Raw genomic sequence first — 26,035 nt, forward strand, 5'->3', positions numbered from 1 at the left:
ACCGGCTCCTCAGGGCTGGCGGCGGGTGATGGTGAAAGCCAGGTCGTCGGGCAGTCCGGCAAAGCTTGCCGGCTTTGCGCCGGCTGCAGGGGCCATGCGACCGGCCGTCGCGGCAATGGCTTCGGCCAGCACCGTCCAGGCAATGCCCCGGCCGTAGCACGCATGCGGTCCCTGCAGGGCACCCGATGTCAGGTAAGGACGCAACGGATCGGGCGCAAAGCGCATCGGCTCGGCAAAGGCTGCAGGATCATGGCTTGCAGCGCCGACCAGCAGCAGCAGGCGATCACCTGCCGCCAACGAAATGCCTCGCCATGTGGTATCCTGCCTGACTGTCCGGACGAGACGGCTGGTATCAACGAGCCGCAGCATTTCGTTGATGGTTGCATCCCGGGTGGCAGGATCTGCCTCGTGGCCTGCCAGACGCTCGACCAGCGAGGACCAGTCGATCCCGGCATTCCTTCCGTCGTTCGAACTGGCAAATCCGGCGATTTCCGACAGGGCCTTGCCCACGATCAGCACGAGGGCGCCGGTCAGTTCGAACAGGACATTGCGCGCCTGCTCACGATAAAGATCGTCGGGTTCGTCAAAGTCCTTCCGTACCGCTACCAGCGCGCGAAGCAGGCTGTCCTCCGGAGCGGTGCCGGGAAGCTCCCAGGCCTCATCGATCGCATCGAGCGCAGGCCGGGCGCACGTACGGCTCAGCCATGGCAGGATCCCGGTACTGACCGTGACGGTCCCGAAGACGTGGCCGAACAGCGGCTGCTGTGCCAGCAGGGTCCTGAGCGATGCACCCAGCTCGTCGCGTGGGCGAATCCACGGTCTGGGACGCATCAGGTTTCTCGCCAGCAACATGATTCGCGCTGGCAGCGGCATGGCAGCCGGGGCCGCAACACCGATGATCCGCCGGGCTACCCGGTATGACAGCAGGAAAGCATACTCGCGCACGAAGTTGACGCTTTCTCCCGCTCCGCTGCGAGCCGCGAGCCGGTCGATCAGCGACGCCGCCTCTTCACGGGCAATTCCTGCTACCCAGTTGCGGAAACCGGGCGCGAGATTGGGCGGCAGGTCGCTGCTCTCGGCAACACGGCGCGCATCGAGCCAGTTTTGCGCTGCATGCAACTGGCGCAGGCGCAGGCGGCGATTGGCATCGTTCTCACCCACGAGATAGCGCGTACCGGGCAAGACCTGCTCCAGCAGCTCGTCATAATGCCGCAGCGAGAAGAGCGTTTCCTCACACAGCACGGCGCTCACCACTTCGTGACGCGCAGCGGCAAACACGCGGATGCCGGCCCTGTCCAGCTCGGGAACATGTTCGAGAGCAGGCGCAGCAGGATCGAGAAGGCGCTGACCCAGCGCAGCGAGATCCGGTGCGACGCTCATTGAGCGCTATCCGGCAATCGCGCCAGCCGCCCGCCAAGCGGGACAAGGCCAAACGCGCTGATGCTTTGAGCAAGGGCATCCCGGTCGATATGCTCCGCCCCCTGCACCACCAGCCCGGTTGCCGCCTGCACTTCCGCGCAAAGCACCAACGCGTGAGCTTCGTGCATCCGGTCCTGGCAGGACCGCACGTGTTCAAGCGCCTCGGCTGCGCACTGCGCAGCGCGTTCGCCGGCGCCCGCGTCCTGCGTCAGCGCCAGTTGCGCCAGCGCCAGCCGCGCCCGCGCCTCGTGCACGTAATAGGTCGCCGATGTCCTGACGCGACGGAAATGGCCTCGCTCGACGCACTGTGAAAGGACGGCATCTGCCTCGTCGAGCAGGCCATGGTCGATAAGACACAATGCCAGCCAGCCGACGCTTGCCGGCTCGAAGCCGAGGAAGCGCTGGCGCAGGCAGTCGCTGTGTGCGCGGCGCAGGACGCGCAGCGCGCTGTCCCGCCTGCCTGTGCGATACAGCAGATAGCCATGGGCGAGGTCAGCCAGCAATCGCGAGTAGGCATGCCGATGCCGTCGTGACAGCGACAGCGCTTCGGCAACCCAAGTGCGTGCGCGTCCCGTGTCACCCAGGTCCGTCAGGTACCAGGCGCCGAAAGCCCGGGCCAGAACATGGGGAATCACCACGACCGCGCCGAAGGTCGCGCCGCGCAGTCCATCCTCCAGCCGGGAACCGATGCGCTCGATCCGCATGATCGCCTGGGTCGCATCGCCCTGACAGTAGGCGAGGTAGGCTCCGACCAGATCGGCAAAGGTGCGGCGCGGCAGGCTCTCACGCTGGTCGAGCAGGGCTTCGGCCTTTGCCAGCCATTGCATTCCGCGAACGGGCGCACCATCGATCCAGTCCAGCAGCGCCATGTTGATGAGGGCGACCGTGCGCGCGGCCGCGCCAAGCTCGACTGCGCCTGTGGCAATTGCCTCCATGTCGGGCCGCGTGACCTGCTCCAGCGAGAGCTGCTGCAGCGCATCGAACGCCAGCAGGGCAAAGCGTGCCTGTTCGAAGCGGGCGCGGCCCGGCTCAAGCCTTGCTGCCACAGCGCGAGCACGCTCGTGCAACTGCCGCACCGCTTCGATTGCAGCAAGATGGATGGCCTGCTCGCATGCCGACCACAGGTGCCCTATCGCGCGTTCGGGCAAGTCTGCCTTCTCGGCGTGCATGGCCAGCTCCGCATGACTGGCCACGTCACCTCCCGAGCCCAGCGACAGCAGGTCCAGCGCGCGTGCGTGCATGGCGCGGCGTCGGCGGCGAGCCATGGTCCGATAGGCCGCTTCCTGCACAAGCTGGTGGGTGAAGCGCACCTGCCCGGTGCCGGCAAAAGCGATCACGCGCGCAGCCACGAGGCGGGCAATCGCATCAGCCGGATTGCGGCAGACCTGTGCCGCGCCCTGCTGAAGTTGCGCCATCGTGAACGAGGGTCCAAGCACCGCGCAGAACTGCGCAAGCCTGGCCGCTTCCACATCGAGCGCGGCGAAACGGGCCGCAAGCAGGGCATCGAGCCTTGCGGGAAGCCGGCCCTCGCCCGCATTGTCGGCATCTGCGCCGTCTGGCGTGTTCTGGGCCTCGGCGGCGAATTCGTGCAGCGCCAGTGGCAAGCCTTCGGCCCGCTCGACGATGTGCTGGACCGTGCTTTCATCCATGGGCGCAACACGGTTGAGCAGGACGACAAGACTACGTGCCGCATCGGCACCGAGCGCCTGTAGCTGCAGGGGCTCGCCGCCAAGGCGGGCAAGCTGGCCAAGCGCCTCAGGCCGTCCGGCAACGATCATTGCCAGAGACCCCGTCGGTCGCAGGCTCTGCAATACCGCCAGTGTTTCGGCATCAATGTACTGCACGTCGTCGACCAGCAGCAGCAGGGGCATGTAAGACCCTGCCAGCGCCACGAGGCGGACAACCGTTTGCGTGGCGACGGCGCTGCGATCACCCGGCGCAAGATCCTTCAGCCAGTTGTCGGAACGCATGGCGAGGCCTTCGAGACAGGCAGCCTGCAGCGCAGTCAGGCCTGCCTCGCGTGCCGGGTCGGACATGAAACTCGCCAGCAGATCGAGCAGGTGCCGGACTGGTCCTGCCAGGCATTCGAACGGCACGGCGGCAAGCAAGGCGCTGCCGCGAATGGCAACAAACGTGACTCCGAAGCCGGCAGCGTGGCGCGCCGCTTCCAGCAGCAGCCGGCTCTTGCCCATGCCGGCCTCTCCGGCGATCCCCAGCTTTGTTCCCTTCCCGCGGGCGAGTTCCTGCACAAGCATGCGGACGCTTTGCAGTTCGTTGTCCCGCCCGATTATCGGCGAGGTCGAATCGCCCTTGACCGGCACCCTGTCGCTGCCCGAGAACCTGATAGATACCAGTTCGAAGACAGCCTCGCCGCGCTCGTCGGCTCCGCTGACCAGTGTGCCTGCGGGGCGCGCTTCACAAGGCTCCGCAATAAGGGCAAGCGCAGTGGCCGAGATCGCGGTGCTTCCGGCCGGCGCCATCTTCTCGATCTGGCCGGCAACGTGCGCGGCATGGCCGACCACGTCGAGAATGCTGCCGAAATCGTTATCCTGCCGCCGCAGCAGCACCGGTCCCGAATGGATGCCGACGCGCACCTGCGGCGCCGGCAGAACGCCCACTTCGCCGCTACGCATCGCCTCGGCAATGCGCTGACCCGCCAGCGCTGCCCGCATGGCATGGTCCTCGACGGCGGGTTGCACCCCGAACACGGCCATCACACCGTCACCCTGAACGCGAACCACGAGACCCTCGAAAGCATGAATCGCGGCCTGGATGATGCCGATGGCGTGATCGAGCAGGTCGCGCGCGTCCTCTGGATCGAGCGAACTGATCAGCCGTGTCGACCCAGCGATGTCGGCAAACAGGATCGTCGCGAAGCGGACCATTTCGACATCGGACGACAAGTCGATCACGGGCCCGACCGGACGATCCGCTACTGCCCTGCGGTTGTCATGCACCGCCTGTGGCTGTTCTCCGGCATGCAACTCGACACGTTGCGGATCGGACGCCGGCGCAGCCGCCTTCGTTCGGAACAAGTCCGATGAAGCTGGCTCTCCTTTGGTGTCGACGCCCCGCACGGCTGATTCGCATGCCCCCATGCCGTTCGAGCCGAATCCCATTTCGTCCCGCACGATGGGTGCAGATAATTAAATTACGCGATCGAGCGCAAAACAATTCGACATGCCAGGTAGGCAATTTGCCAAGATTCAACGATTTTTCGATGGTCCAGCCACGCTCACGCCAGGCCGATGATTTCCAGCCCGCGGGCCATGGTGGTGTGTTCGGGGAAATGCTGCAAGCGCGCGCGGATGAAACCGTCGCGCGATTGGCGCAACGGACTGCCATCGAGGTGATGCGCCGGCAATGCGATGCCATCGCGCGAGATGCGGATCGACCAGCCCCAGCGTCGGCGGTCAGACACGAGCCCCATGAAAGCATCGCATTGCAGCACGATGCAAGGCGGACGCAGTGGTCCGGCAGGATTGAGCAGGCGTTCCACCTCTTCTGCGGCCAGCCGGAATCGCACGCTTTCGCCCAGGTCCTGCCGCTTCACGGCAACTGCGCCCGAAGGAGACACGATTGAAAGCGACGGGCGCAACAATGCCTCGCCGGCGCGGCGCAATTCAAGTTCCACAGGCCCGGGGCCGGATTTCCAGATGAGATAACGGGGCATTGGCCTGTTCGATGTCTGTAGGGCGGACGGCTCAAGGCCGGTCGCGCAATTTAGGCGCTCGCCGTCTTGCTCCCGCGTTTCCCAGCGCACCGCGGGCTTGTGATTCTTGACACATTCACTAACGGTTCGTCGCAGAGACTTATCGGTATCGGATCGACCATGCCCAATTCGAACCTCACCGTGCCTGAAGACGTGTGCGCAATCCTTGCCGCGCACGGCCGCCAGATGCGCGTTCGCAAGGGTCAGGTGCTTCTGGCAGTCGGCCTTCCGGCCAACGACGTGTACGTCATGCTCGATGGCGCGGTCAGCGTGTCGCTGGTATCCGCACAAGGGCGCGAGACGGTGTTGCGCACGATCGGCAAGGGCGAAATGTTCGGCGAACTTGCCGCCATCGACGGTGAACCCCGCTCGGCCGATGTCATCGCCGTAGAAAACAGCACATTGCTGGTCATTCCGGGCGCTGCCTTCACTGCGCTCATCGGCACCGAGCCGGTTCTCTCGCTCTGGCTGGCGCGCTACCTGGCCCAGCAGGTGCGCTATCTCACCAACCGCATCTACGAGCTTTCGACGATGGGCGTGGGGCCGCGCCTGCAGGCCGAATTGCTCAGGCTTGCCGGCAAACCCGATGGCAGCGGACGGGCCGTGATCGGCCGTATCCCGACGCAGGCGGAGCTGGCAGCGCGCATCGGCACGAACCGCGAGACAGTCACCCGCGAATTTTCTGTGCTGCTGAAGGAAGGGCTCGTCATGCGCGAAGGACGGCGGATCGTCGTCCCCTCGGTCGATCGCCTGTCCGACCGCCTCCATCGCTACTCGCAAACCGCCTGAGGTTTCCAGCGCGGCAGGCGTTGCCAGATCGCCCCCTGGTTGGATAGGCTGCGGCAGATGATCGAAGACCTCAAGAACGAACGCCGCCCCGCCCCCCGCTCGTCCAGCCGGCTTGGCACCATCGGCTGGTTCGTGGCGCGCATCGTGGCGGCCTTTCTGTTTCTCTCGGCGGCACAGGTGGTCATCTACAAGTTCGTGCCGGTACCTATCACGCTGACCATGCTGATGGACGATCACCCGGTGACCAAGGAATGGACCGCGCTTTCGGACATCGACCGCGATATGGTGGCCGCCGTGATCTCGGGCGAGGACGGCAAGTTCTGCCAGCACAAGGGCTTCGATCAGGAGGCCATGATGCAGGCCTTCAAGCGCAACCAGAAAGGCGGGCGCATCCGCGGCGGCTCGACCATCAGCCAGCAGACCGCCAAGAACGTGTTCCTGTGGCAGGGTGGCGGTTACCTGCGCAAGGGGCTGGAGGCTTGGTACACGGTGCTGATCGAGACGATCTGGGGCAAGCGCCGGATCATGGAAGTCTATCTCAATGTCGCCGAAACGGGGATCGGCACCTATGGCGTCGAGGCCGGAGCGCAGCGCTATTACGGCAAGAGCGCACGCAAGCTGAGCGCGGTCGAAGCTGCCCGCATCGCCGCCGTCCTGCCGCTTCCCAAGCAGCGCGAGGTCAACGGCGCCGGCGGCTTCACCCGCCGCCACGGCAACGCCATCGCCCGCCGCGTGAACGTGGTGAAGAACGGCGCCTTGGACTCCTGCGTCTACAAGTGACGGTCGGCGATGCCGGGCGAGCGGCAGCGATGAACAATCGTCCGATATAGGTAGATCGCTCGGTCGGGCCGGGTGGCCGCTTTGGGGTGGGAAGCTGCCGCTAGCTTTTCACCCTGAACGGGTGCTCAGGGTTGCTCTCGATGAACGCTGCGACCTTTCGAAGCCGTTCGGGATAAGGTTCCGCGTCTCTCCAGCCTGTATTCGGGATAAACCTGAAACCCGCCATCCAAAGCCGCTCGACCTTATTCCACTGTTCGGTGTCGGACTTTTTCGGCGCTTTGAATGCTCGCCCCATCCAATGCAACGCCTTGGCGCACTGGGGGCAAGTGGCGGCGCTCGCTTCGGAAACCTTCCACGACTTGCGGCAATCGAAGCAGGCGTGCGCTACCAAGTAATCTGATCCGCGAGGGCGGACCCCAGCATCGGGACCGGGGATCGAACGGTTCCCAATCGCCTTGCGGATTTCCATGCGCTCAGATTTTGACGGGGTCTGCACCATATGCAGCTAATTACAGCTTTTTACCGATGACCGGAATGGGGTTGGTTGCAGAACGGCAGCTTTTCGCTGTGAATGCACAATAGCGGACGTTTCAGTAGCGCGCCTGAACCTGAAAAGAAAAAGCGCGGAAGGGTTTCCCCTTCCGCGCCTTTCTTTTGGTTTTTGAAGTTCCGGATCAGAACTTCACGCGGGCACCCACGCGGATGCCGTAGAGCGACTGGCGCGTCTGCAGCACTTCGTTCGGAGCCTGAACGCGGCTGTACTGGTACTTCGTGCAGTTGGTGCCCGACGTTGCCGCACAGCTGACGCGAACCAGCGCCGCGTTGTACGGGAACTCGACCTGCGAAAGCGCACCCCAATCCTTGTCGATCAGGTTCAGCACGTTCTCGACATCGGCGAACAGTTCAATCTTGCCAGCCGGCACCACCGGAAGCGGAATTTCCTGCCCGAAGTGCAGGTCGACCTTGAAGAAGTTCCGCGACGTCTGCGAGTTCTTGGGCACAACCTTGCCGCGATACTTCTCGAGGCCAAGCTGCGATACCAGACCCTCGAAGTTTGCCGCGCTCGTGGCGTTGTCGAACTGCACCAAAGGATCGCTCGAACCGGTCGGCACGTAGAGCAGCATGTTGCCAAGGTTGCCGACGGTGCCGAACACCGCGCCACGACCGTTGGTGTTGTCGAGCATGGTCAGGCTGTAGGGACGGCCCGAACGCAGTTCGCCGAACAGCGAGAACGTGGTCTTGGCATCAGCGAAGAAGGCGTGGCTGTAATCGACGCCGAACTTCCAGGTGTTGCGATACTCGTAGATCGAACGGCCATAAGCCGGCAGGTTCGGATCGAAGAACGCGTTGTTGCCGTAGTTCGACGACGAAGTCGACGAGGTCGAGGCAGAGCGGTCCTTCACGTCGGCGCGGGTGTAGCTGCCCGAAATGCCGAGACCGAAGTCCCAGTCCTTCTGGAAGCGGAACGTGCCGAACAGGCTGCGGCCATCGCTGGTATTGGTCAGCTGAAGGTCGCGGTTGGTCGTGGCAACACCACCGATCGGGCCATAGCGGGTGCGGCCGTCGGGCAGCGTGCCGATGGCAACCGAGCGCAGGTCGCGCCACATGTAGCCCTGCAGCGTGTTGTCGTAGAGGAACTGTGCACCAAACAGCCAGTTGTCACCGAGCGGTCCGAGGTCAGCCTTGTAGTCTGCCTGGAACGTCGCCTTGAACTTCTGCGCGATCTTCAGCTTCGGATCGATGTTGTCGGCCGGAGCAGCCGCGAGGCTGGCGGTATTGCGCGTCAGGAAGTTGACGACGCTCGCCGGGATGGTGCCGCTGGTCAGCCCGCTGAGAGCACCGCAGGTGCCCGAAGCAGCGCAGTTGGCGCGGTTGATGTCGACGCTGTTGGTCAGCTGACCGGTGTTCGAGAACACGTTCGACAGGTACACGTCCGGCGTACCGCCGGCGAACACGCCTGCGCCAACGCGGAAGACCAGGCGATCGGTCGCTTCCCAGTTCGCGGCAAAGCGCGGCTGGAAGGCGCCACGGCCCTTGAAAGTCGAGCGGTTGGAGAAGCCGTAGCGCGACACGAAGTTTGCGTTCAGCGGCGGCAAGACATTGTTGTCGAACAGGTCGTAACGCAGGCCCACCATCACGTCGACGGTCGGCGTCACCTGCCAGTCAACCTGGGTCCCGAAGGTCCAGTTGGTGGTGTTGAAGCGTGCAGCTGCGTCGTTCGGATCGTTCGACGGCACGGCATTGCCATAACGCAGGCGCGCGGCGTTGCCGTTGACGAAGTCGTTCAGCGTATCGAAGTAGAAATCGCCGAGCGAACGCTGAAGGAACAGGTTGTAGACGTTCACGCGGGTGTAGCCGCCGGTCAGCGTCAGCTTGAAGTCGCCCGTATCATAACGGCCCGTCACGTCGACCGAGAGATTTTCGGTGTTGAGCGCGTTGGAGTGACGCGAAACGTCAGGACCGAAGTACAGGCTGGTGCCGTCGCAACCCGTGGCCGAGGCGCCGGGGACCGAGTCGAGGCAGACCTGCATCTGCGGGAACGCGTTGCCGCCAAACGGCGTCTGGGCGCGGTTGTAGTCACGATAGGAACCGCGAACCGTGGTCGAGAACGTGTCCGACCAGGTCGAGTTCACTTCCAGCGTGCCCGAGTTCACTTCCTCGCGCAGCTCATAGCCGTTCGACTGGTAGCCGAGGCCGAAAGGCGCGGTCAGGAAGGTGTTCTGCTGAAACTGGTTGGTGCCGACGTTGCGGATGTAGGTCAGCGAGGCGCGGTGATCGTCGCTGATGTTCCAGTCGAGCTTGCCGACGATCTTTTCGTCCTGCTCCTGCGTGGTCGAGATCAGACCCTGCGTATCGTAGTTGAAGCGGCTCTTGGCGACGGAGGTGACCTGATCGATCAGGGCCTGCGTCAGGCCGGGCACCTGGTTGGCAAAGCCGCTGCCGAAGCCGGACTCGAGCGGACGGCCTTCTTCGGTACGCTCGTAGGCGAGCATGAAGAACAGCTTGTCCTTGACCAGTGGACCGGTCATCCAGCCGCCGTACTGCTTCGAGGTGAAGTCCAGATTGACCGTGCGGTCCTTGGTCTTGCTGCCGGTCAGGCTGTCGTCGGTGTAAGTGAAGAAGCCGCCACCGTGGAACTTGTTACCGCCCGACTTGAGCACGACGTTGATCGCGCCGCCCTGCAGGTCGCCTTCAGCGATGTCATATGGCGCCACCTTGACTGTGAACTGTTCGATCGCGTCGAACGGCACCGGGCCGCGGCTGGTTGGCAGGCCGCCGTTGTTCAGACCGAAGTCGTCCGACATCTGCATGCCGTCGACCGAGAAGCGGTTGAAACGGCCGTTGTTGCCGGCGATTTCGATTGCGCGGGCATTCGTCAGGTCAAGCGTGACGAGAGGATCGCGGCGGGCAAGGTCGCGCACGTCACGGTTGATCGATGCGGTGGCTGCGATCTTCGCAGCGTTGAGCGAGGTCGTCGGGCCATCCGAAAGGCCTGCAACGTTGTTGATCGACGAGGCGGTGACGACGATCTGCTGCATGGCCTGCAGTTCGATCGGCAGACGAGCAGGCGTACCGGCCTGAAGGAACAAGTCGTTGACGGTGGCAGCCTCGAATCCGTCGGCTTCAACCGACACGCTGAACGGGCCGCCGACGCGCAGACCGTTCGACGAGAAGTTGCCACCCTGGTCGGTGGTGGTCGTCGAGGTCGTGCCTGACGGGGTGTGGACGATCGTAACGGTGGCGCCCGAAACAGGCTGGCCAGCCGCTACAACCGTGCCGCGAACGGAAGATGAAGTTTCCTGCGCGAATGCCGGCGTCGCAATTGCGGTGGCAAGCGAAAGGCTGGCAGCGCTTGCGGCGAGGAAATATCTGAGTTGCATTTTGAGACCCCGTGTACTGCGCCTGAGAGCGCTGTTGCGGCACGGTTGTTACCCGCGCCCCTGAGCTTATTCCGGGAGAGAATCGCGCTCGCCCGAACCGTCGCGGGCAAGCCTCTAGCCGCCCGTTGACGACCCCAAAACCGGTCTCAGATGACACTGGAATGACGACGTTTCGACTTGGCGACACGACGGTCGAACCGTGCGCAAGGAAAGATCAACCGAGCCGCCTAGGGCTGTATGGAAATTGCCCCAAGTCCATAAAGTTTCGAAATATTCGGGTTGCAGTTGCAGTTTCGCAACAGCGAAGAAAAAGTTGCTGCAGGCGCGAACCGCCCGGGAACTTTCAGGCCGCCTCGCGCGCCTCCGGCGCAATCTCGGCGGTGATGAACCAGCGTTCGGTGCCCTCCAGTCCCACCGCCGTCAGACGGCCACTGCCAAAGGCGCCGGTATCGATGCCGATCCGGTTGGCACGCACTTCGGGAAGTTCGGCTATCGAATGGCCGTGCACCACGACATGGCCATGATCGCCCTGATGCTCGAGAAACTCGCGCCGGATCCAGCGCATGTCGGGCCGGTTCTGCTGGTCCAGCGGAACGCCGGGGCGGATTCCGGCATGCACGAAGAGGTAGTCCCCCACGACGATGCTGTCTTCCGTCGCTTCCATGAAGGCTATGTGGCTCTGCGGTACCAGCGCAATCATGCGCTCGCGCAACTGCTCGAGCTGCATCGCGCAATACTCCTCGAAGCCGAGGCCGCAGCTGACCAGCGTCTGCTTCCCGCCATGGCGCAAGAAGTGCCGCAGCGTCTCGTCCTGCGAGAGGCTGCCGAGCATCATCTCCTCGTGATTGCCTGCAAGAACCCGGACCCGCCCGGTCGCCATCAGGCCCATGGCGCGTTCGACCACGCCCCTGCTGTCTGGCCCACGATCGACCAGGTCACCAAGGAGGATCAGAGTCGTGTCGGCATCGCCGCGCGCCGATTCGTCGGCGTCGATGCGCTCCAGCAACTGGTCGAACAGGTCCAGTCGTCCGTGGATATCGCCGATTGCATAGATCCGTTGGCCTGAAGGCACGGTGGCACGCGCTGCCGGCTCATCGGGCAACGCACGGGCAGAGGCACTGAACAAAGACCGCAGCTTGGATAACATGATCCCTCGTTATCGGACGATATGGGTAACGCAAGTGCAGCATGCAACAAGCCTGCTGAACCCGCCCTTTCATGCCGCCTGCGCAAGAGTTCTTGGGTTCGGCAACCGCGCGTCCTATCTTGCCCTGCGACAACCTCCAGCAGCGAAAGGCAGTTGCCTTGACCAAGTTCCTTCACACCATGATCCGCGTGAGCGATCCCGAGGCCACCATTGCCTTCTTCGAGCTGATCGGGCTCAAGGAAGTGCGCCGCTTCTCGAGCGAGCAAGGCCGCTTCACCCTGATCTTCCTGGCTGCGCCCGGCGAGGAAGGCATTGCCGAGGTCGAGCTGACCTACAACTGGCCGCCGGAAGACGGCTCGCCAGCCGAAAGCTACAGCGGCGGGCGCAATTTCGGCCATCTCGCCTACCGCGTCGACAACATTTACGAGACCTGCCAGCGCATCATTGATGCCGGGCACATCGTCCACCGTCCCCCGCGCGATGGACATATGGCCTTCGTGAAATCGCCCGATGGCATCTCGGTGGAACTGCTGCAGGACGGCCACCTGCCGCCGCAGGAGCCGTGGGCAAGCATGGCCAACACCGGTAGCTGGTAACTCGGCACCCAGAGATATTCAGGCGCGGCGTCCGGAGCGATCCGGGCGCCGTTTCGGTTCGTGCCATTCATTCGGCCCCAGAGCGCCCGCAGACCCTTGGCCATATCGCTTGGCAAAAAGGGTGCTGCACCTGCGCAAAAGGGCGTTGACTCCATGTTGCCCTGCAGCATTATCAATCCCGGACGAGCGTCAGGGAATGGCCAAAAGGCAGCGCTCGGCCACGGGGTATTGCTGAAAACCTGATGTCTGCCGCGCCGCTGCGGCGGGGCCGGATGCATCGTCGCTTCCGGCTGCGGGAACGCCTTGCCCTGTAGATACCAGCCACCTGCGCGAACTGCGCAGCCTTGCCGCGAGGCGACAAGGACAGGGCACGAAACGGGACGGATGCTTCGGGGAGAAACAAGGGCCGTGCGTCTCCTGCAACGGGAGCCGGGCAAAACAGGGGGTTGAACAGATGAAGACGCAGTTCGGGTTGAAATCGAAAGCCATGAGGGTTCTTGGGGCAACGACCATCCTTTCGACCATGGTCCTGCCCACTGTGGCCCGCGCCGCCGACGAACCGCAGGAAGCCATGGCGCCTTCGCCCGAACCGCAGGCCGCAGAAGGCGAAGGCTTCGGCGAGATCGTCGTGACCGCCACGCGCAAGGCCGAATCGATCCAGAAGGTGCCGATCTCGATCCAGGCGCTGAGCGCGGACACGCTGGCACAGCGCCAGGTAAAGGGTCTGACAGACTTTGCCACCCTGATGCCGTCGGTCTCGTTTGCCGGTATCAGCCCGGGCCGTAACACCCCATATTTCCGCGGGATCGTGCCTGCGGGCGGTGGTCGCGAGTCGGTCGGGTATTACATTGACGACATCCCGATCACCGGCACGGGCCTGCCCGATATCCAGGTCTACGACATGGAGCGCATCGAGGCACTTTCAGGCCCGCAAGGCACGCTTTATGGAGCAGGTTCGCTGGCTGGCACGATCCGCTTCATCACCAACAAGCCCAAGACCGATCGCATGGAATTCGGCTGGGATGCCGAGGTCAACAAATACGGCAAGGGCGGCTTCGGCGGCCAGTACCAGACTTTCGTCAACGTGCCGATCGCCGACAATCTCGCCGTGCGGGCCATGGGCTTCTATCGCCGCGATGGCGGATACATCGACAACACGCCCAACAACGGCAAGTTCAACGATGGCAAGTCGTCAACCCTGACGCTGGGCGACAACAACCCCAACACGAAGTACACGCTCGACAACTCTTCCATCGCCAAGAACGATTACAACGACATCGAAGCCTACGGCGGCAAGCTGCAGGTCCTGTGGCAGCCGGCAGATGGCTGGGACGTGATGCCCCAGATCACCGCGCAAAAGCAGATCGTCAACGGCTACTTCGGCTTCGACCCGCGCGTTGGCGATCTCGAGGTGCACGATTACGACACGACCCAGCTTAACGACAAATGGTATCAGGCCGCGCTCAGCATTCATGGCCACATCGGCGATTTCGATCTGGTTTCGGCCACCGGCTATTACCAGCGTCAGCTCAAGGTGCTGAACGACTATACCTACTACACCGTCACCTACGACGGCTTCGGTCCAGGTTATGAAAACTACCTGCAGTTCTTCGACAAGAACGGCTGCACGGGCTCAGGCGCCTCGCTCAAGTGCACAAGCCTGATCAATCCGACCCAGTACTACAGCGGCCTGCGCAACGAGCGCAAGTTCACGCAGGAAGTTCGCCTCTCGACACCGAAGTCATGGCCGTTCGACGTCACGATCGGCGGCTTCCTCCACCACCAGACCAACGAAGTGAACAACGATTACGGCATCCACGGCCTCGCCGACATCGTCGGGTTTACCCGTGCTGGCGGCGGCGACAGCAATCCGGCCGGCTTCGGCATCCCGACCACCCAGGGCGGCACGATGACGCTCGGCTCGCCGGCGGTAAAGCGCGATGCCTTCTACATGACCGAGCAGAACAACTACTGGCGCGATTACGCCGTCTTCGGCGAAGGGCATTACAACATCACGCCCGAACTGAAGCTGACCGGCGGCATCCGCTACTTCTGGACGCGCTACAAGGTGCTCGGCTTTGCCGGCGTCGCCGGTTCGGCGCGCAACACCATTACCTCGCTCTACGTGCCGACGGGCAAGTACGGCTGCCCGATCCCGTTCCCGGACGAGCGCCTGCAGTGCATCAATACCAACTTCGCCTCGCCCGATGGCGTCGGCCGCTATCGCGAACAGGGCGAAACGCACAAGGTTGCGCTGAACTGGCAGTTCACGCCGACCAAGATGATCTACGCCAACTACTCCACCGGCTTCCGCCCGGGCGGCTTCAACCGGCCCTTGCGCATCCGCAACATCGGCGTCGCCACGGTGCCGCCGTTCCAGTCGGAAGAGCTGACCAACTACGAAATCGGCATCAAGACCACCTGGAACAACATGTTCCGCTTCAACGCTGCTGTCTATTACGAGGACTGGAACAACATCCAGTACAGCGTCGTCGTCTCGGGCGCGCAGGGCGCGGGCATTACCGGCAACGCCGGCAAGGCGCGGGTCTACGGTATCGAATACGATGCCGAACTGAAGCTGGGCAAGGTCACCATCTCGACCAACGGGGCCTACAATAACGCCAAGCTCAAGGGCGATTTCTGCAACTTCGCCTTCAATCCGGCGACCCTGTCGATCTCGCAGTTGCCGGCCTGTACCCAGGGCCTGAGCGTGGTGGGCTCCTCGCCGCCGACCCCGCAGGTGGCTGCTGCCGACGGCACGCGCCTGCCCCGCCAGCCGGAGTTCAAGGGCACGACCTCGGTCCGCTACGACACGTCGTGGGGCGATGCAGATGCCTATATCCAGGGTGCCGCGCTATACCAGACCGGCGCGACGCAGGATCTGAACGTCTTCAACGGCAACCTCTACGTCTGCCCCGAGATCGCAGCCGCCGAAACCGCCGCTGGCCGCCAATGCCAGACGCCCGGCTTCGTCAGCTTCGACTTCTCGGCCGGCATCAAGAAGGACAACTGGACCTTCGACGTCTTCATCCAGAACGCCTTCGACAAGCGCGGAGAGCTGACCAAGAACACCTTCTGCTCGATCACCTTCTGCTCGGGATCGTCGCGCACTTTCGCGATCAAGCCGCAGTTCTTCGGCGTGCGCTGGGGCCACCGCTACTGATCGATCCACTCTTTACCCTGCGAAGGTAGACTGGCCCCCGCGATAATTCGCGGGGGCTTTTTTGTCAGCCGATACGGCGGCACTGAATAGAGGGGGTCGGGATCGCCTGACGCGGCTCGAATGTCAGGCGGCACTGGACTTTGGCGCTGACACGCCGATGTATTGACGATGGACCCGATCAGGCCGCAGGTGCATCCGGATAGCTGTCGAGCACCGGCCCAAGCGCGGACCTCAGCGGGCCGAGCCATGACTCATACGGCTTCCACGCCTCCAGACCGTCCCTGAAGATCGGGCGCCGCACCTGTTCGGAGCTGGCGGTGCGCACGGCGCGGTCGTTGTTGTAGAATTCGAGGCAGGATTCCTCGAACGGCACGCCGATGTAGTCGAGCAACCGCCGCACTTCGGCTTCGGTATCAGCCACCATGCGCTCATAGATCACGCGGTGGACATGGCCCGGCATCTGCATATCCCACGCCGCCATCAAGCCCACGTAGTCGCGATAATACTGCCCGATATCGCCAAGATCGTAGGTGAAGGTCTGCCCGCGCGCGAAGTGCTGTTTCCAGCCCGAAAAGCAGCACGACAGCGGGTGGCGGCGCGCATCGACGACTTTTGCATTCGGCAGGATCAGGTGGATCAGACCGACGTGCTGCCAGTTGTTCGGCATCTTGTCGATGAACAGCGGGCGGTCCGTCTGGCGATGGACGCGTGTGCGCTCGATGTATTCCTCGCCCAGCCGACGCCGATCGGCCGGCGACAGCGAGGCGATCATCGTGGCGAAGTCGGGAAACTCGCCCTCGTCCACGCGCGATTGCAGCCGCGCGCCGATCATCATCATCTCGGGCAATTCCATCGTGCCCTCGATCAGGGAATGACTGGCCATGATCTGCTCGACCAGCGTCGATCCCGACCGCGGCAGCCCGACGACGAAGATCGGATCGGGCGCCAGGCAACCGCCCTCGCCCATCTGCGCAAGGAACGGCGCAGAAAATGTCTCGACCGCTGCGCGCACCTCACCCGAGAAGGCGGCAGCATCGTGGCGGATCATGGTGCGGCGCAGGGCATTGCCCCTGGCATAGTGCACGAACGCGGCCTCATGCGCCCTGGCATCTTCGTGCGCCTTGCCCAGCGAGAAATGCAGGTGGAACACGTCCTCCTTGCGCTCCTCCACCGTGCCCGCCAGCGATACCAGCGCCGCGTCCATCGCGGCGATGTCGTCGGCACCCAGCTTCACCGTCTTGAGATTGGCAAGGCTCCACCACGCCTCGCCCATCGTCGGCTGGCGCAGCACCGCCGCCCGGTAGGCTTCGACCGCCTCGGCCTGCCGGCCCAGCGTCTTGAGCACATGACCAAGGTTCTGCCAGACCTGCGGCTGGTCCGGATTGTCCGCCAGCAGTTCGCGATAGAGCGCCGCCGCCCGCTCCTGCTGCCCCAGCCGCACCAGCACCGAGGCCAGGATCAGCTTGTGCCCGGCCACCGGCACCGGGGAGCGCTGCAGCACCTCGGCATGCTCAAGCGCTTGCGGAAGGCGGTTGGTCTGGAGAAGCAGTCTGATCAGGAAATCGCGCGCGAGGTCGAAACCGGGAGCCAGCGCCACCGCTCGTTCGACCCTGTCGATCGCCGGGGTCATTTCGCCCTGGCGCCAGGCCAGTTCCCCCTGCAGCCGCAGCGCTGGCGGATCGTCCGGTTGCCGCGCCAGCCGCTCGGCCAGCAACGCCTCTGCCGCCCCGAGATCGCCATCCTGCACTGCGACTGCTGCCTTGAGCAATCCGGCATCGCGTGACGAGGCGTGGACGCCCGAAAGATCGGCGCGCCACGCATCTTCGGCATGGCCTGCCTTGCGCAATTGCCGCGCCAGCAGAAACCACCCACCAGAAACCCCCGGCTGCGCCTGTACCAGCGCCTGCAAGGCTGCAATCGAACGCGCCGTATCTCCGGCTTCGGCAGCCGCCTGCCCCAGCTCCCACAGCACCACCGGCACCGCGCCGCTGCCCCGGGCCAGAGCATCGAGCTTTGCCAGCGCCTGACGCCCCTTGCCCATCCGCCGCAGGGCGCGAGCGGCGAGGAGTTCAGCCGGACCGAAACCCGGCATCCGCCGCAACAGCGCCTCGGCCTGATCGAGCGCCTTGTGCGGTGCCTTGTCCAGAAGTGCCTCGGCCTCGGCCAGGGCCTGTTGCGGTAGGGGCGCGCGCAATTGCTGGATCATCACCGCAACCTAGGTCGGGGAGCGCTGCGACGGCGTACGCAATTTGGCGCAAGCTCGGGCGGTCTCACACTGGACAGGCCTGCAGCAGGTTCAAAGCATCGCAACGGCTGGCAATGCCCCGCACCGCAACCCATCCGCTGACCTGTGCCACGGCGAAACTTACCCCATGAAGATTGCGGCGTGGCGCGACGCCGGGAATGGGCCGCGGATAGCCCGATGCGATGACCTTGCGTCCGTCCGCGCCAAGCCTTGGCTTTCCGCGCGGCAGGTCCCAATCGAGTCCGACGCCCAGCACCTGCGGCAGGCAACCTGGCCAGCACGGTTGTCCCTCCGCCTCGAAAGCCGCAACGATCAGGGCACCCTGCCCTGCAGCTTCCTGCGCCAATCCTGCAAAAACATTGGCATGGACCGGATTGATCGTGCCGAGACTGAGGTTGATCACCTCGCAGCGCGCCTCCAGTGCCTGGCGGATGCCGGTCGCTAGGGCGCGGGCGGAAGCGCGCAGGCCATCGCGGAAGACTCGGATCGGCAGCACTTCAGCGTCAGGTGCCAATTCCTGGATCGCGGCGGTCACGGCAGTTCCGTGGCCCAACCTGTCCAACACCTCGGCCTGATCGTCCAGCACCGTGCCGTCTGCCAGGACGCAGCAGCCCGGCATCAGGCGAGCTGCTGCGATGTGCGGGTGCTCCGGATGCACCCCGCTGTCGATCACCGCCACCCTAGCCATGCGCGGTGACCTGCGGCTCCAGTCGCACCGTGCCGCGCTCGATCCTGATGACATGATCAGCCATCTCGGCCAGAGCAGGCTTGTGCGTGATCACGATCAGGGTTGCCTGGGGCAACGCACGCCGCAGCCCCAGCGCCACCATCCGCTCGGTCTCCTCGTCCAGCGCCGCCGTCGGCTCGTCGAGGATCAGTACGTCGGGTTGGCGCAACAGCGCCCGGGCAATGGCAATGCGGTGGCGCTCACCCGCCGACAGGGCGAGGCCGCGCTCACCGGTGCGGGTCGCCATCCCTTCCGGCAATCGGCCGAGCAAGGGCTCGAGGCCAGCCGCGCAGGCAGCGGCGGCAATCTCGTGCGGCATGGCATCGGGCCGGGCAAAAGCGATGTTCCCCGCAATCGAGGCATTGAACAGGAACGGCGCCTGATCCACCAGCAGCACGCGGGAGCGCAAGTCGGCTAGCGAGAGGTCGCGCAAGTCCATGTCGTCGATCAGCACCCGCCCGGCCACGGGATCGCACAAGCGCACCAGCAGGTCCGCCAGCGTCGACTTGCCGGCACCCGACGCGCCAAGGATTGCGGTCAGCGACCCTGCCGGTATGGAAAGGCTGGCGTTCTCCAGCACTGGCTCGCGGCCATGGTGCATAGTCACGTTCTCAAGCCGGATCTCCCGCGAAATGAGCGGCAAGGGCCAGGGCTTCGCGGCTTCGACCACTTCGGGCGCTGTGTCGAACAATTCGAAGATGCGGGCCAGCGCCACCCGCGCGGTGGCAAGGCTTGCGGTCAGGCCCATCAGCGCCTGAACCGGGCCGAGCAGGCGACCGTGATAGGTGATGAACGCAACCAGCGCACCGATGGTCATCGTGCCGTCGATGATCTGCTTGCCGCCATAAAGGATGACCGCCGCACTCGATGCCGTCACGATGGTTCCGGGCAGCGCTCCGGTCAGGTACGAGGTGGTCTGCATGCGGAGCATCGTCGCAACGAAGCCGCTGTTGGCCGTGGCGAAGCGGTTCGCCTCGTGCTCCTCGGCGCCGAGTGCGTTGACGGTGCGCATGCCGAGGATCGTGTCGGCAAGCATGCTGCCGATGTCCGCGCCGCGCTCGCGCATCTGCCGCGTCAGGTCGGTCATGCGGCGCTGGAAATGAAGGAAGCTCATGACCGCGAACGGCACCAGCACCATGCCGACAAGGAACAGCTTCCAGTCGAGCCACAGCATCATCCCGACGCTGCCGGTAAAGAACAGCACGTTGCTCAACACCGAGAGCAGCGTATCACCCGCCACGCGCTGCACGTCCGAAACGTCGGAGTTGAGCCGCGACATCAGGTCGCCCAGACGAAAGCTGCCGTAAAAGCGCGGAGAAAGCCGCTGCAAGTGGCGCAGCAAGCCGACGCGCATGTCGAACAGCATCTGCGCCGACAGCGAGACGTAGCGGTACGAAACCAGCGCGTTGACCGCGAAGCCGCCAACCGTCGCGCCCATCATCAGCGCGGCGATCTTCACCAGCATGTCCCAGTCGCGCTTCATCAGCGCCTCGTCGATCATCAGCTTGGAGATCCACGGCTGCGCGAGGTTAAGGCCGGTGGCGACGAGGCTGCCGAGGAGGACGAGGATCAGGCGCGGCGCATAGGGTTTGAGCCATGGCCAGAGGCGCTTGTAGGTGCTCCACGGGGCAATTTTTGGCGCTTGATTCATGCCGCCTGCTCGCGCCGGACGAGGTCGAAGCCGTTGAGGGCAAAGCGCGGTTCGGGCAACTTGGCGAGCAGCGCCGTGGTCTGTTCGTAGCCTCTCTTGGCGGCGGCGTACTGTTCGTGCCACCAGCGGCCCGCGCTGCCGTTGGCGTAGAACGGCAGCGAGAGTTGCAGGTGCCGCCGCAACGAGGCGAGCAGCAGCGAGTGATAGTGCGTGGCCAGCAGGGCCGGATTCTCGCCCCGCGCCAGAGCGCCGATTACGGCAGCGGCAAGGATGCCTTCGCGCGCCGCCTGCGCGGTGCCGTCGCCGCAGATCGGGTCGAAGGCGATGGCGGCAGTGCCGCAGGCGAGCCAGCCATCACCCGCCAGTTGCGCCAGCATGCGGGGGCTGGTGTCGAATTGGCCGCCGGTCGGCTCCAGCATGTCGATCAGCGGGCCGATCAGCGGGGCGTCCTGCGCCAGTTTCTGGGGATCACCCCCCACAGCAAGCAGCCACGCTTGTCCGAAGCCGTCGGGAATCAGGAACAGCCAGCCCGCGTCCACCGCCTCGATCCAGCAGGTCTGGGCAGGGGCATCAGCCTTCAGCGTGACTCGGGCGGTCGCCGAAAGCCGCTCGCCAAAGCGCAACATTTCCTCCGCAGGGAATGGGGCAAGCGCATGGAGGACAAATTCGGCATTGAAATCATTTGAATGTTGGATGTTTAGCTGCGCCCTCTCGGGCTTCGCTGAACTTCGCTTCGCTACGTTTCCCCGGGGAAACAAATCAAGAACATTTATGAGATCATCTTCGGAAACGACAACAGCCCCGTGCGCCATCGTAACTGCCTTGTCGGCGCCCCACTGCACCACACGTCGCTCGATCCGTGGCCGATCGGCAAACAGGGCAGGATTGCCGAACACGTCTCTCAACAGCGCCAGAGCTGCATCGCTCAGCATGATCACCGGAACCGGACGCCGCAGGCCAGGCTCGCGCGCGAACGCGAACCCGGCCCGGTTCAGCAGGTGCGCGGCCGTAGCCACCGCGACGCCCTGTCCCCTCATGATCACATCGGCGGTCACTGGGTAATGATCATCCCCGCGCCAGTGGTGTCGTTTCCAAGGTCGATGGTCTTGACGTGCTGCAAGGTCTGCGCATCGTACATCTCGATGTCGTAGCTGGCGCCGTAGATGTAGAGCAGCTTGCCATCGCCCGACATGCCGAACTGGAAACGCGTGCGGCAGGGGAACTCGGCCTTGTTCTTGACCAGGTTGGTCGTGAGGTCGAGATGCCAGAACTCGCAACGCTTGTTGCCGACCTTCTCCTGCGTGACGACGGTCCAGCCTTCCTTCATGTCCTTCGACACCTGCAGGCCGGCCATGCCGCCGCCAACCGGTGCCGGGCCGATCGGGCGGAAATCGAAGGTCTTGGAAACGAGATCGAAGCGGCCCACGCCATAGACCTTGTTGCGGATGTAGGGGTCCTGTGCCGTGAACATCGAGACGTACTGGTCAGGATTGCGCAGTGCCTCCACGCCGCCGCCGAAGCTGACGCCCTCGATCCCGGTCGCCTCGGGCTTGGAAAACTCCAGTCGGTCCTTGACCTTGAGCGAGGCGGTATCGACCACCAGCACCTTGTCGCGGATCAGGAACAGTGTGGTTCCGTCCTTCGAGAGCATGTAGTTACCGCGCCCGGCACCAAATCGCACATCCTCGTCGGGGACCTCGGCGGTGCGGACCACAGCCTTCCTGGTCAGGTCGATCACGCCGAACATCTGCGGGCTGACAGTCCAGCGATCCTGCATCTTCTCGAACTTCTGGATCATCGTGTAGAAGAACTTGCCCGAAGGGTCCGGCACGCCGCCACCGAAGCGATAGCGCGTGGTCGGAGTGTTCAGGCTGAAGGAGTTGACCACCTTCTTCGTCGCCGTGTCGATCACCTCGATGCCGCTGGTGGTGATCGTGGAGACGTAGATCTTCTTCATGTCGTTCGATATGCGCATCGATGTCGGCAGGCCCGAAGCCAGCGTGATGCGGTCCCTGATCTCGCCCGTCGCCTCGTCGACGATCAGCATCTTGTCGGGGTATGACCCCATGAACACGGTCGATGCGTGGGCCGGGGCGGCTGTGGCAAGGAACGGCAGGAGAGCGAGACCGAGTTTCTTCATGGGTCGGGTCTTCCGATGCAATGTGGTTACAGGACGACGGACGTCTTCACGGGAAGATGATGTCGAGGCTGCGCCAGTCCTTGGCCGCAGTCGCGCAATTGCTGGCCCAGTCGGGCGAGTAGTTGACGTGATCGGGGACCTGCACCGGCCAGAAGCAGGTGACGTAGCAGTCGTAGATGTCGCGCTCCGCCGGCTGGCACAGGCCCGCCGTGCCGCCACCGGCATCCACCTCCCAGCCGGGCGAGAACGAGATCGAGCAGCCCATCGGCGTGTGCATCGGCTTTTGCTGAAGCGCGACGACGTCTTCCTCGGTCGAGGAAATGGTTTCCTCGATCCGCAGCGCCTTCTTGTTGAGGGGTTTCAGGTGCTTCATGACAAGCCCTTTCGTGCAGCAAAGCGTTCCAGAAATTCGGGATTGCGCTGGGCGACCGTGCCGTAGATCTTGAGGCAGGCCTCGGTCCATTCGCGGATCCAGTCGCAATAGTGCAGGTTGGCGTGGCCGGTGTCGCCGTAGCGGACAAAGGCCTCGTGATGGCAGCCACCGGCGCAGAGCGGGCGGGCCCAGCACGATGAGCATTCGTACTTCGCGCCGACGTGGCCGCGCGTCAGGAAATCGGTGCGCTTTTCCTTGTCGAGCCCTGTGGTCACGTGGCCGAGCACGTGGGTATCGGCATCCGTGAAGCGATGGCAGGGCGAAAGGTCGCCCGAGGGGCTCACGCCGACAAGGCCGAGGCCTGCGCCGCAGGGGTGCGACTTGTTGGTGCCCTGGATCAGCTCGCTGATCGTCTCCGAAACGTTGGAGAAGCCATGCATCTCGCCGCGCAGGGCATAGGCGAGCCATTCGGCGGCGAGTTCGTGGAACGCGGCGACGACCGTGTCCATGCCATCGTCATCGAGCGTGTAGGCCTGCTGCCCCGAATCCGTCACCGGGGCGAAGCCGACTTCGTGGAAGCCCAAGTTGTCCTTCAGGTGCCGGTAAATGCGGATCACGTCAGTGACGCCTTCGGTCAGCGTGACGCGGGCAGTGATCGCTCGGGTCTTGTGCCCGGCGATCAGCTTGCGCAGGCGCGGCTCCATCACCGCGTAGGAACCCTTGCCGTTCTTGTAGACGCGGTGGCGGTCCTGCAGGTCGGGCGGGCCGTCCATCGAGACGGTGACGCCGATCGCCTGGTCGGAGAGGAACTGGATGATCTCGTCGGTCAGCAGCGTGGCGTTGGTCGTCAGGCTGTAGGTCATGCGCTTGCCGACCGAGGCCGCCGCTTCGTTGGCATAGAGCACCACGTCGCGCAGCAGCTTGAAGTTCATCAAGGTCTCGCCGCCGAAGAAGGTGATGTGCGGCACCTCGCGCTCGCCCGAACTCTTGAGCAGGAAGTCGACCGAGGTCTTGGCCGTTTCCAGCGTCATGTACTTGGGCTTGCCGGCCGGCGTCGCGATCTTGTCCGCGCCGAACTCGTAGCAATAGGTGCAGGCAAGGTTGCACTGGTTGGTCACGTTCAGGACCAGCGCCTGGAGCGGGTAGTCCTCGGGCGGAGCCGACGGGGCGAGTGGCGCTTCGCGGATCTCGTCCGAAACGATGCCACGCACGGCGCGCAACTCGCGGATCAGGTCCTCGGCATCGGCGCGCGAATAGCTGTTTTCGACTAGCGCAGCGACCATCTCGCCATAGGCCATCTGGCGCTCGCCCAGCACGGCCATGACACTGGCCGCGCCTTCGTCGAGCGCGAAGATCGCGCCTGCCGAGGCGAGGTAGACAAAGCCCCCGCCGTCGGCATCGAAGAGGTGAATGTCGCCGCGGCGATACTTGGGGACGAGGGCCGTAGTCACTTGGCCACCTCCGGCTGATCCCAGCGCTTGTAGGCGGGCACCGAGACGACCATGAAGGCCTTGCCCTTGAGTGGCTTGCCCTGCGCGTCCTTCTCGGTCTTCGCCGTGGCGACGACCCACACTTCGCCGTAGTTGTTGCGGCCCCACTTGCGCTCAGGGTTCGGCCCGTCGATTGCCGGGGTGAACAGCGCGGTCGGGCTCAATTTGCCAACATAGTTGACGTCGTCGTCGTAATAGACGGTGGGCAGTTCCTCCATCGCCCAGGTCACATCGATGGGCCCAAGCGATACGTCATCTGCCGTGTAGGGCTTGCCGTCGAGGCCCGCATCATAGCCGAGCGCATCGAACTGCTGGTAGCCGGGCGTATGCTTCTCGCTGCCGCCGAGGCGGGCGATCGCGGTTTCGGGGGTGACCTTGATATAGTCGACCTTTTTGTAGACCGGCAGGCCAGCGGCGAGGATCGACCCGCCCACGCCCACATCATGTGCGCCGACCGTCGCATCGGGGGCGACATCGACCGTGAGGACCGCTTCGGTCGGGCTGGCGGAGACGACCTTGGTCACCGTCACACCCTTGCCGAGGTCCACGTCGGAAGCCTTGAGGCCCGCCGGGAAGGCATCGCCGATCAGCTTGAGCGTCGCGCCCTTGGCTCCGGCCTTGAGGGCATAGGGCCAGATGGCGACGACTGTCGGTTCGGCGGCGGCGCGGGTCAGCTTCACGTTGAAGCCGAACTCGGTGTAATCGCCCCAGAACCAGCGGCCTTCCGCGCTCTTGCGGTCGGGCGAGAACTGCATGGTCTCGCGGGTTTCGTGATCCTGCGGCGCATCTGGGCGGGCTCCGGCAGGGCCGCTCGAAGACGTGCCGCGCCAGGAATAGCCGGTGTAGACGAGGCCTTTGCCGCTGCGGGTGAGGGTGGAGCCATCGGTCAGCGAGTTCAGGGTGATGGCAGTGGTGTAGTCATCCTCTGCGCCAGCAGGCGTCAGCATCATCTCGCCGACGTAGAGTCCCTTGCCGGGCAGGAAGGCGTTGACCAGCCACTTGCCGCCAAGCTTGGCCGACGACTGCCGCGCCTGCCACTTCGTCCATTCCGGCGTCATGAGCGGCGCATTCTTGTTCATGTAGTCAAGCGCGACTTCGACCGGAAGCGGCTTGGGCGCGCCATTGGCGGGGACCGGCTGCGTCGGGTCTTCCACTGGCTTGCGGAACTGCGCATCCGCCTGCGAATACATCGCAACGTGAAGGTTGCGCAGCAGGCCCCATTCCGCCTTCGACCGGCGCCACGACAGCGGCTGCGCAAAGGCGTGGCACGCCGCGCAGGATTGGCGGATCGTCTCGTTGGGGATGTTGCTTTCAACGATGATGCGGTGTTCGGGCAGGTAGGAAACCGGCTTGGCTTCGTCGGGCGAAAGGCCATTGCTGGCCGATAGCGAGCGGATCACTGCCTTGGCCTCGGTCGGCGAGATCGACAGGCCGTTGAGCGAGGCCATGCGGCGGATCACCTGCGCCCAGCCTTCGGGCGTGGTGCGAACCCATGAGATGCGCGAGAGATTGCCCTTCGCATCTGCAGTATGACACGTGCCACACTTTTCAACGACCAGCGGGTCCTTGATGGCTATGCCGGCCTCAGTCTCCACCGGGTTCGAAGGATCGCGCGGTGCCTCCTTCGCGGCCTGCGCAAGCACGATCGAAGCAGGCAGCGCGGTCAGGGCAAGAAACTGGAGAAGATGCCGGCGATGCGGGCGATTTGCCCCCGTTCGGCTTTTGTCCGTGGCGTGATCACGGGCAGCAGTTTCGGCCAAAGTCATGGTCGCAATTCCCCCTGGCAGGCCGCACCTGAGACGAGTCGAGCGCGGTGTCAAAACGAAGACTGGACAGACGTCAAAAGTTCGTCAACGCCTTTATTATTGCGACTGCGAAAAGGGTTTTCGGCTGGATGCAAGCTTGCCCCTTCGATCCTCGAC

At 64.1% G+C, this 26,035-nt stretch carries 17 protein-coding genes; 4 read left to right on the forward strand and 13 right to left on the reverse strand.

The genetic code is table 11. From position 1 onward, the window contains the following. Positions 1-9 precede the first annotated feature (9 nt). The 3 genes from B9A23_RS09540 to B9A23_RS09550 form a co-directional block, all read right to left on the reverse strand. Positions 10-1,380: a cytochrome P450 gene (locus tag B9A23_RS09540; protein WP_084278615.1), complete on the reverse strand. Its 1,371-nt coding sequence runs from the start codon at positions 1,378-1,380 to the stop codon at positions 10-12. Further along, positions 1,377-4,454: an adenylate/guanylate cyclase domain-containing protein gene (locus B9A23_RS09545; RefSeq protein ID WP_176217938.1), complete on the reverse strand. Its 3,078-nt coding sequence runs from the start codon at positions 4,452-4,454 to the stop codon at positions 1,377-1,379. The genes B9A23_RS09540 and B9A23_RS09545 overlap by 4 nt, the downstream gene beginning before the upstream one ends. Positions 4,455-4,654: 200 nt before the next feature. Further along, positions 4,655-5,092 carry a hypothetical protein gene (locus B9A23_RS09550; RefSeq protein ID WP_084278617.1) on the reverse strand — a complete coding sequence of 146 codons (438 nt, stop codon included), beginning with the start codon at positions 5,090-5,092 and terminating at the stop codon, positions 4,655-4,657. 159 nt (positions 5,093-5,251) lie between these two features. On the opposite strand from B9A23_RS09550, the gene B9A23_RS09555 reads away from it, so the two are divergent. Both B9A23_RS09555 and mtgA read left to right on the forward strand, forming a co-directional pair. Further along, complete coding sequence (locus tag B9A23_RS09555) at positions 5,252-5,920, forward strand: Crp/Fnr family transcriptional regulator (RefSeq protein WP_139797400.1); 669 nt, start codon at positions 5,252-5,254, stop codon at positions 5,918-5,920. A 57-nt stretch (positions 5,921-5,977) separates the two neighbouring features. Further along, positions 5,978-6,700 (forward strand): monofunctional biosynthetic peptidoglycan transglycosylase, encoded by a 723-nt coding sequence (mtgA, locus tag B9A23_RS09560; protein ID WP_084278619.1) that lies wholly within the window; start codon positions 5,978-5,980, stop codon positions 6,698-6,700. Between the two features lie 674 nt (positions 6,701-7,374). On the opposite strand, the gene B9A23_RS09570 is transcribed toward mtgA, so the two are convergent. Together B9A23_RS09570 and B9A23_RS09575 are read right to left on the reverse strand one after the other, a co-directional pair. Then, positions 7,375-10,581: a TonB-dependent receptor gene (locus tag B9A23_RS09570; RefSeq protein WP_084278621.1), complete on the reverse strand. Its 3,207-nt coding sequence runs from the start codon at positions 10,579-10,581 to the stop codon at positions 7,375-7,377. A 343-nt stretch (positions 10,582-10,924) separates the two neighbouring features. Next, positions 10,925-11,728, reverse strand: coding sequence for a metallophosphoesterase family protein (locus B9A23_RS09575; protein ID WP_084278622.1), 804 nt, complete (start codon positions 11,726-11,728; stop codon positions 10,925-10,927). A 158-nt stretch (positions 11,729-11,886) separates the two neighbouring features. On the opposite strand from B9A23_RS09575, the gene B9A23_RS09580 reads away from it, so the two are divergent. Continuing rightward, on the forward strand, positions 11,887-12,324 hold the full coding sequence (locus B9A23_RS09580) for a VOC family protein (protein WP_084278724.1): 438 nt from the start codon (positions 11,887-11,889) through the stop codon (positions 12,322-12,324). Between the two features lie 454 nt (positions 12,325-12,778). Continuing rightward, positions 12,779-15,487, forward strand: a complete 2,709-nt coding sequence (locus B9A23_RS09585; RefSeq protein WP_176217939.1) for a TonB-dependent receptor — start codon at positions 12,779-12,781, stop codon at positions 15,485-15,487. Positions 15,488-15,665: 178 nt separating this feature from the next. Here B9A23_RS09585 and B9A23_RS09590 read toward each other — a convergent pair whose 3' ends face one another. From B9A23_RS09590 to peaA, 8 genes are all read right to left on the reverse strand, one after another. Continuing rightward, positions 15,666-17,693 (reverse strand): tetratricopeptide repeat-containing sulfotransferase family protein, encoded by a 2,028-nt coding sequence (locus B9A23_RS09590; RefSeq protein WP_084278623.1) that lies wholly within the window; start codon positions 17,691-17,693, stop codon positions 15,666-15,668. Positions 17,694-17,757: 64 nt separating this feature from the next. Next, a complete protein-coding gene (locus B9A23_RS09595) occupies positions 17,758-18,420 on the reverse strand; it encodes a S8 family serine peptidase (protein ID WP_084278624.1) in 663 nt (220 codons plus the stop codon). Next, positions 18,413-20,110 (reverse strand): ABC transporter ATP-binding protein, encoded by a 1,698-nt coding sequence (locus tag B9A23_RS09600; RefSeq protein ID WP_084278625.1) that lies wholly within the window; start codon positions 20,108-20,110, stop codon positions 18,413-18,415. The genes B9A23_RS09595 and B9A23_RS09600 overlap by 8 nt, the downstream gene beginning before the upstream one ends. Then, positions 20,107-21,165 carry an NAD(P)/FAD-dependent oxidoreductase gene (locus B9A23_RS09605; RefSeq protein ID WP_254895063.1) on the reverse strand — a complete coding sequence of 353 codons (1,059 nt, stop codon included), beginning with the start codon at positions 21,163-21,165 and terminating at the stop codon, positions 20,107-20,109. The genes B9A23_RS09600 and B9A23_RS09605 overlap by 4 nt, the downstream gene beginning before the upstream one ends. Continuing rightward, positions 21,162-22,250 carry a YncE family protein gene (locus B9A23_RS09610; RefSeq protein ID WP_084278626.1) on the reverse strand — a complete coding sequence of 363 codons (1,089 nt, stop codon included), beginning with the start codon at positions 22,248-22,250 and terminating at the stop codon, positions 21,162-21,164. Before B9A23_RS09610 ends, B9A23_RS09605 begins: the two co-directional genes overlap by 4 nt. Before the next feature lie 46 nt (positions 22,251-22,296). Further along, entirely contained in the window at positions 22,297-22,623 is a 327-nt protein-coding gene (qhpC, locus tag B9A23_RS09615) for a quinohemoprotein amine dehydrogenase subunit gamma (protein ID WP_084278627.1), read from the reverse strand. Next, positions 22,620-24,074: a quinohemoprotein amine dehydrogenase maturation protein gene (peaB, locus tag B9A23_RS09620; protein ID WP_084278628.1), complete on the reverse strand. Its 1,455-nt coding sequence runs from the start codon at positions 24,072-24,074 to the stop codon at positions 22,620-22,622. Before peaB ends, qhpC begins: the two co-directional genes overlap by 4 nt. Then, positions 24,071-25,879, reverse strand: a complete 1,809-nt coding sequence (gene peaA, locus B9A23_RS09625) for a quinohemoprotein amine dehydrogenase subunit alpha (RefSeq protein ID WP_084278629.1) — start codon at positions 25,877-25,879, stop codon at positions 24,071-24,073. Before peaA ends, peaB begins: the two co-directional genes overlap by 4 nt. Positions 25,880-26,035: the final 156 nt, after the last annotated feature.

The sequence above is a fragment of the Novosphingobium sp. B1 genome, from assembly GCF_900176395.1.
Taxonomy (GTDB): Bacteria; Pseudomonadota; Alphaproteobacteria; order Sphingomonadales; family Sphingomonadaceae; genus Novosphingobium.